General features: G+C 40.1%; 6 protein-coding genes and 1 CRISPR repeat array. Of the genes, 2 read left to right on the top strand and 4 right to left on the bottom strand.

What is annotated here, in order from left to right:
- Positions 1–268: a CRISPR direct-repeat array (repeat unit 28 nt; unit sequence GTTCATGGCGGCATACGCCATTTAGAAA).
- Positions 269–411: 143 nt separating this feature from the next.
- Positions 412–1,101, bottom strand: coding sequence for a pirin family protein (locus F944_RS10030; RefSeq protein WP_004990083.1), 690 nt, complete (start codon positions 1,099–1,101; stop codon positions 412–414).
- Between the two features lie 504 nt (positions 1,102–1,605).
- Positions 1,606–2,940: a L,D-transpeptidase family protein gene (locus tag F944_RS10025; protein ID WP_004990082.1), complete on the bottom strand. Its 1,335-nt coding sequence runs from the start codon at positions 2,938–2,940 to the stop codon at positions 1,606–1,608.
- A gap of 204 nt (positions 2,941–3,144) precedes the next feature.
- On the opposite strand from F944_RS10025, the gene hemE reads away from it, so the two are divergent.
- A complete protein-coding gene (gene hemE / locus F944_RS10020; RefSeq protein ID WP_004990080.1) occupies positions 3,145–4,218 on the top strand; it encodes a uroporphyrinogen decarboxylase in 1,074 nt (357 codons plus the stop codon).
- Positions 4,219–4,245: 27 nt separating this feature from the next.
- Entirely contained in the window at positions 4,246–5,049 is an 804-nt protein-coding gene (locus F944_RS10015; RefSeq protein WP_004990076.1) for a DUF817 family protein, read from the top strand.
- Positions 5,050–5,128: 79 nt separating this feature from the next.
- Here F944_RS10015 and F944_RS10010 read toward each other — a convergent pair whose 3' ends face one another.
- Both F944_RS10010 and F944_RS10005 read right to left on the bottom strand, forming a co-directional pair.
- Complete coding sequence (locus tag F944_RS10010) at positions 5,129–6,346, bottom strand: MFS transporter (RefSeq protein ID WP_004990073.1); 1,218 nt, start codon at positions 6,344–6,346, stop codon at positions 5,129–5,131.
- Positions 6,347–6,633: 287 nt separating this feature from the next.
- Positions 6,634–7,185, bottom strand: a complete 552-nt coding sequence (locus F944_RS10005) for a VTT domain-containing protein (RefSeq protein WP_004990072.1) — start codon at positions 7,183–7,185, stop codon at positions 6,634–6,636.
- Positions 7,186–7,187: the final 2 nt, after the last annotated feature.

The raw sequence follows: 7,187 nt of genomic DNA, 5'->3' as shown, positions 1-7,187 counted from the left end.
GTTCATGGCGGCATACGCCATTTAGAAAAGCAAGCAATAGTGAGCCAACCTTATCTGTTAGTTCATGGCGGCATACGCCATTTAGAAATATCCCCAAACGAAAGCAAATTCATGCGTATGGTTCATGGCGGCATACGCCATTTAGAAATTTAAGCTGCTGAATCGCCCACATCTTATTGCGTTCATGGCGACATACGCTATTTAGAAAGATCCAGAAGGGGTACAACCGATTAAGCCTTTGTTCATGGCGACATACGCCATTTAGAAATGCAAACGATGTGTAAAAGTTTAAGCGGATTGATTCACGAGACTAGAGTATGGAATCTAGCCGATCATAAAAATGAGTTAAAAAGGAATGATATAAACAAAAACGCACTGCTTCTGGCGAAACAGTGCGTTAAGTTAATAAGATTATGCTGGTAAATCGAACCAGATCATTTCACTATCTTCAAGTGCATGAATCGTAGTTTTCTCATCAAACAATAAAGCATCACCTGCTTTAACAATTTGATTCTCAATCATAATTTGACCTTTAATCACATGCACATAATTGTGCTTTTGAGTTGCAGCAATCTCAAGTGTTTTACCAGCTTCTAACACAGCCGCTTTCACTTCTGCATTTTGGCGAATATGCATAGCAGCATTATCATTTGGTCCTGCAATCAAGTGCCATTGGTTTGGCTGTTCACTCGGATCAAGTTTGATTTGTTGATACGTTGGTTCAGCATCGCGTACATTTGGATGAATCCAGATTTGAAATAGATGCACTGGCTCATCGCTATTATTGAACTCACTATGTGCAACACCCGTACCCGCACTCATCAACTGCCATTCACCTGCGGTGATATGTTCTTCATTACCCATCGTATCACGGTGGCTCAGGCGGCCATCGGTGACATAAGTCAAGATTTCCATATTGTCATGTGGATGAGTACCAAAACCATTATGTGCAGCAATCGTATCGTCATTAATCACACGAAGTGGACCAAAACCCATATATTTTGGATCATACCAGCTTCCAAATGAAAAGCTATGATAGGTATTTAACCAACCTGCTTGGACATGACCACGGTTTTCACTACGATGTAGATATGCATTCATTCTGCACCTCCCAAATTCTTATGTATTACTTCATGAACACATCGTAGCAATCCCTCAGCAAAGTAAAAACACCAGTATTGGAACAAATTGTTCTATTTGTGAAATGATTTTAGGATATTTTTATAATTAGTAAAAATAATAGAACAATAAAAAGTATCAAAATAATTGATAACTAACCTGAGTTCGACAATGGATATGATACTCGTAAACGTCATCTGCAACCTGTATAGTGTAAACAAGATACTGTTTCTGCGATATATTTTAATAAATCCAAGAAGACAACAGGTTTTGCAGATGACAATGCTTTTGGTTACTTTGGGCGAAACCAAAGTAACTCTAGCTGAAAGCTAATCCTAAAATTAGATGAGAACTCAGTAAGACTCCGCCAAGATCATTGTTTTTCAATAAGTTAAAGAAATATTTTCATCGAACTTACGTTAACTATAAAAGTGGAATATAAAAAAGCCCGCATTAAGATGCAGGCTTTAAAAGGGCTAATTGATTTTATTCAAGGAATTTAACAGTTACACCACTGCTGACTTTATTGCCCAAATCATTGGCATCCCAGTTGGTTAGACGAATACAACCATGTGATGCTGTTTTGGAAATCGCAGAAGGGTTTGGTGTTCCATGAATACCAAAAGATTTTTTACTTAAACCAATCCAGATATTACCTACAGGGGCATTTGGACCAGGCGGTAATGAAAGTGGTTTTAAGTTATTACCTTGTACAAAGTTACTTGGTGAATAGCTATACCAAGGATTACGCGCAACACCCACTACCTTATAAGTACCTGTTGGAGATGGCGTATCACTACTGCCAATGGTTGCAGGAAATGAGGCAATCATTTGGTTGCGGCTGTTAAATAGATATAACTGACGTGCGCCTTTATGGGCAATGATCAGATGAATATCTTCTGGGAGATCATTACGCACATTGGCGACAATAATCTTTTCACCTTCTTTTTTAAAGTTTGCCTTAGGATTTAACTTTTTCAAAAAGTCTTCATCCATATGGAATTTTTCGCCCAACATTTCTGTAACACGAGTGTAGTACAAACCTTTCATTTTGGCCTGTAGTGCATAATCATGGGGAATAGATGCAGCATAAGGACCTTTTAAGTCTTCTGCTGTCAAGGTGTATTCTACAAAAGCGGGTTTGTTTTGCTTGGCGACCAAGGCATCCCACGTTTCTTTGGTCAGCTCACCTGTTGGTTTTAAACCATTCATTTGCTGAAAAGATGAGAGAGCTTTCAGCGTATTCATACCACTTGTGCCGTCGATTGCACCTGGAGACGCATGGGTATTATTCAGCATGACTTGCGCACGCGCATAGACTGGAAATTGACCACGTCCGATATTTTCATACCAGTCAGCATTATTTAGACCGTCAAGTGTCCAAGATGCTTTACCTGCCTGAGTTTTTGCAGCAGTTGTCGTGGCTGCTGCTTTTTGAGCAGAGGTTGGTGCAACGCCTGTATCCGCATTTTTCGTTTCGCTGCTTTCAAGGTTTTGCAATGTTGCAGAGGCCTGATTCAGATCATGTTCTTCTTGAGCACTGACTTGTGCCTGATCTGAACTTGCTGGGCTAGATGTAGCCGCAACATTTGCAGCAGGAGCTGAAGCCGAATTTGTCACAGGTGACGAAACAGGACTAGAGGCTGAAGATGTATTTTGAGAGAGAGGCTTACGTTCAATGGCAAGTGGATCAATCGGATCTTGAACAGATTGAGTGCGAATCACTTTTGGATTTAACGGTTGCTCAGCCGTAGGTGCAGCAAACGCTGTGCCAGTCATAATACAAGTTAGACTCAAAGCGAGCAAAGAGCGAACAAACATGTAATTCAACCTTAAGAATTATTCATATAGTTAGGACAGAAAACGGAGTAAGTATTACAGAAAATACATCACGATGCAGTAGTTCTTTTGTGTAGTTATCCAATTTTATCTTGCCTTATCTGGATTTTATCGCACAGAGAAGTTATTAAATCGCAAACCTTTTTGTTATGATGCATGCAATAAAAATTGAGATAGAGAAAGTAAATGACGACCTTAAAAAATGATCGTTTTCTACGTGCTTTATTGCGTGAACCTGTGGACACCACACCTGTATGGATGATGCGACAAGCAGGTCGTTATTTACCTGAGTACCGCGAAACGCGCGGTAAAGCAGGTGATTTTTTATCATTATGTAAAAATACTGATTTTGCCTGTGAAGTGACTTTGCAGCCTTTACGTCGTTATGATTTAGATGCGGCTATTTTATTTTCAGATATTCTAACCGTACCAGATGCATTGGGTTTGGGGCTTTATTTTGAAACGGGTGAAGGGCCAAAGTTTAAAAAGACCATTCGTACTGAACAAGATGTTTTAAATTTACCTAACTTCAATGCCAAGTCCGATCTGGATTACGTCATGAATGCAGTTTCGACTATTCGTTCTGCATTGGGCGGTCAGGTTCCTTTGATTGGTTTTTCAGGCAGTCCATGGACACTGGCTACGTATATGATTGAAGGTGGTTCGAGTAAAGATTTCCGTCATACCAAACATATGCTTTATTCACAGCCAGAAGTTTTGCATGCCTTGCTTGATCGTCTTGCTGTCGCTGTCATTGATTATTTAAATGCACAGATCGATGCGGGTGCTCAAGCGATTCAAATTTTTGATAGTTGGGGCGGTGCGTTGGCACACCGTGAATATATTGAATTTTCACTCAACTATATGCAAAAAATTGTCGCGGGTTTACAACGTGAAAAAGACGGTCGTCGTATTCCAGTGATTTTATTTACCAAAGGTGGTGGTCAATGGTTAGAACCCATGATTGCGACAGGTGCTGATGCGCTTGGACTGGATTGGACAACTCCCTTAAATGTTGCTCGTCAAAGTATTGCAGGTCGTGCTGCTGTACAGGGTAATCTGGATCCTGCGGTATTGTATGGCTCTAGAGCATCCATTGAAAAATCTGTCAAAGCGATGCTGGACGATGCTTATGCCAATGGTGAAACAAAAGGTTATGTAGCAAATCTTGGACATGGCATCACGCAATGGGTAGATCCTGTTCAACCGAAAATTTTTGTTGATACCGTACATGAATATAGCGCCAAATACTTGGGATAAGGTTTTTGTGAGCCTGTAAATTATTTTGTGTACGTTCTGAAACTCGTTTCTCAATTTTGTTTTAAGGCAGCTTCCGCTGCCTTGTTTGGTATTTTATTACTATTGGCATTTGTGGTTACTGCGCCGATGGGCAGTCATGATTATCTTGGCTTTTATCGTTATGACTATTTGCTTTTTTATGCCTTGGCGATTCAAGCTTGTTTACTTTACTTAAAACTTGAATCTTGGGCTGAGGCCAAAGTGATTGCTTTATTCCATATCATGGCGATGGTGATGGAGATTTTTCTGACGCATCCCGCAATCGCTTCATGGCAATATCCTCAGCCTGCTATATTTAAACTTTGGACAGTGCCACTTTTTGCTGGATTTATGTATTCAGCAGTCGGAAGTTTTTTTGCTCGTTCCTTACGTCTATATCATATCTCCTTTGAGGCTTTACCACGTTTTGGCAATATGCTGGCATTGGCGTTATGTTCATATATCAATTTTATGAGCAAATTTTTTATTCCAGATCTGCGTTATGCCTTATTCCTTTGGAGTGTCATCATTTTCTGGAAAACTCGATTAACTTTTTGTTTATCTACAAGCGCCTTTCAACTCCCCATGTTACCTGTACTTTTAGTCTTGGCATTTATCATCTGGATTGCTGAAAACATTAGTACTTTTTATAAAATCTGGCTCTACCCAAGTCAGGTGAATGCTTGGCATATGGTGGGTTGGGGTAAGCTTGGATCGTGGTATTTATTATTGTTGTTAAGTTTGGTTTTGGTGCTAAAAATACTGGGAAATCGAAGTCATAACGGCCGTTGGAAACTAAACGAATTTCAATAAAATACAAAATTATTCTGGGCTCTCCAAAGGCGTTTTTTAGCAATTTTGAAAATGATAGGGCACGTTAGTGCCCTAAATTTTATGGGTTGATTCGTGTTTGCAGCGCAAACTTTCGCGTATAAATATTAATGAGACAACCTAATAATGCGCAAAATGAAGCTGTGATAAAGACCGATGGATAGCCCAGATAAAGGGCAACTAGTCCAAATACAGGGGCATAAATGGCGTAGGCAATATCCTGACAGGCTGAAAACACGCCCATTGCCGTACCACGAATTTGAGCAGGAGCGCCTTTAATCAGTTCGACTCCTAAAGCTGGATAAATTAAAGAACATCCTGCACCAGTGACCACCGCACCTAGTAAGGCAATTTCCACACGCGGCGATATAAATAATAAAAATAGCCCAATCGCTTCAATGATTAATGAATATTTAACCAGTTTAAAGCCCGAAACTTTATCAGTTAAATGTCCGCAGAAAATCCGCACAGCCACAAAAGCTAACCCAAAAAAGGTCAGTGCATAACCAGCATAGGCCCACTGTTGCTCTTTAAAATAAAGGGCGACAAATGTGCCGATACAGGCAAAACCGACACCTTGCAAAGCTAATACCAGACCAAAACGCCAAACGTATTGAATGACCTGTTTGAGTGGTGGATAGGTACCCGTATGCGGTTGAGTCGCTCGGATAAAAATATCAATTAGCAAAGAGACAAGGGGTAAACTGATCAGAAGCAAAGCAACCGCGTAAAATCCAAAGCTTTCATATAACCAGAGTCCCAAGGGTGCGCCTGCGGCCAAAGCACCAAACATGGCCATGCCTGTAAAGGATAGTAATTTTCCCGCACGTGCTTGTCCGACTAAGCCAAGTCCCCAAGTTAAATGTCCGCTGACCAGTAAACTTTCTGCATAACCATGAACCAAACGGCCGAGCAGTAAGATCACAAACTTCAATATCATCGAAACAGGTGCAAAAAAAGCCAGAATATAAATACATCCTGCAATTAATAAAGATGCCATACCTTGCAAAGTCGCACGTTTTGCGCTGATTTGATCGGCAATACGACCTGCATAAGGGCGTGTCAAAACTGTGGCTACAAATTGTGTACCAACAGCGATACCCACCCAAAAATTATTGAATTTTAAACTGTCATGCACATACAGTGGAATCACTGCAAGAGGAGCGGAGATGGTGAGATAAGAAAGAAAAAGCGCGATCACTAAAGGGTAAAGCGTTTTAGTATCGTTATCTAACGAGGAGGGTGCTGTCATGGTCATATTTTGATTAGACTGTGTCATTTGGTACTCCATGGAAGGGATACCGTATAGACACGTGCATCCACTTCCATTATTAAAAAAATACTGGAACAGATGCGTTGGATAACGTGAACGCTTACGATTTTAGTCAGGCAATGAATGACCTGCTAACGCTTTGGCAGAATATCCCATGTTTTACAGCAATGATCAAGCTGATTTTTATAAATTAAATCATCGGTATTCAATAGCGATTAGATTTCTTTGATAACTTTTTAGAGCCTTTTAGTTTTCTCGCATCGGAAAAAATAAAACGGACTGATGATAGAAATCTATTCAATATCACCAATAAACATCACGGTATGACCAAGTAAATAACCTGCGGTTACCAACAAGGCAATCCAGATAAAAGCCCCGACAATGTTATACAGGGAGAACACACTATAATTCATGCCACTCGAACCAGCTGCAAAAGGGGCAAAAGAGCGTACAAATGGGATAAACCGAGCGACTAATATCGTCAAGGCACCATGTCGTTTAAAGTAATCATGGGTTTTTAATAAATGTTCGTGCTTAATCAAGCGTGATTTGATTTCAAAAATACGCACTCCCATACGACGACCAATATGATAATTCACCATATAACCAAGTGTGGCTGCGATAGAAAGCAAGATGATGATAAAACCAAGATTCATCATGGGGATGGTTGAACAAAGCGCACCAACCGCAAGAAGTAGACTATCACCAGGCAAAAAAAACATGAAAACGAAAGCCGTTTCACAAAAGATAATCAAAAAGAGCAGGGCATAAATCCATAACCCATATTGTTGAATCAAAATAGGCAGATAATGTTCAAAACTGAGTAAAAAATCGAAAAATTCCACTA

It is taken from the genome of Acinetobacter ursingii DSM 16037 = CIP 107286 (assembly GCF_000368825.1).
In the GTDB taxonomy this organism is placed as follows: Bacteria; Pseudomonadota; Gammaproteobacteria; order Pseudomonadales; family Moraxellaceae; genus Acinetobacter; species Acinetobacter ursingii.
This window is presented reverse-complemented; position numbering and strand designations above follow the sequence as displayed.

Coding starts and splice junctions, on each gene's coding strand:
- F944_RS10030 (WP_004990083.1), bottom strand. CDS start 1,101: ATGAATGCATATCTACATCGTAGTGAAAACCGTGGTCATGTCCAAGCA.
- F944_RS10025 (WP_004990082.1), bottom strand. CDS start 2,940: ATGTTTGTTCGCTCTTTGCTCGCTTTGAGTCTAACTTGTATTATGACT.
- hemE (WP_004990080.1), top strand. CDS start 3,145: ATGACGACCTTAAAAAATGATCGTTTTCTACGTGCTTTATTGCGTGAA.
- F944_RS10010 (WP_004990073.1), bottom strand. CDS start 6,346: ATGACACAGTCTAATCAAAATATGACCATGACAGCACCCTCCTCGTTA.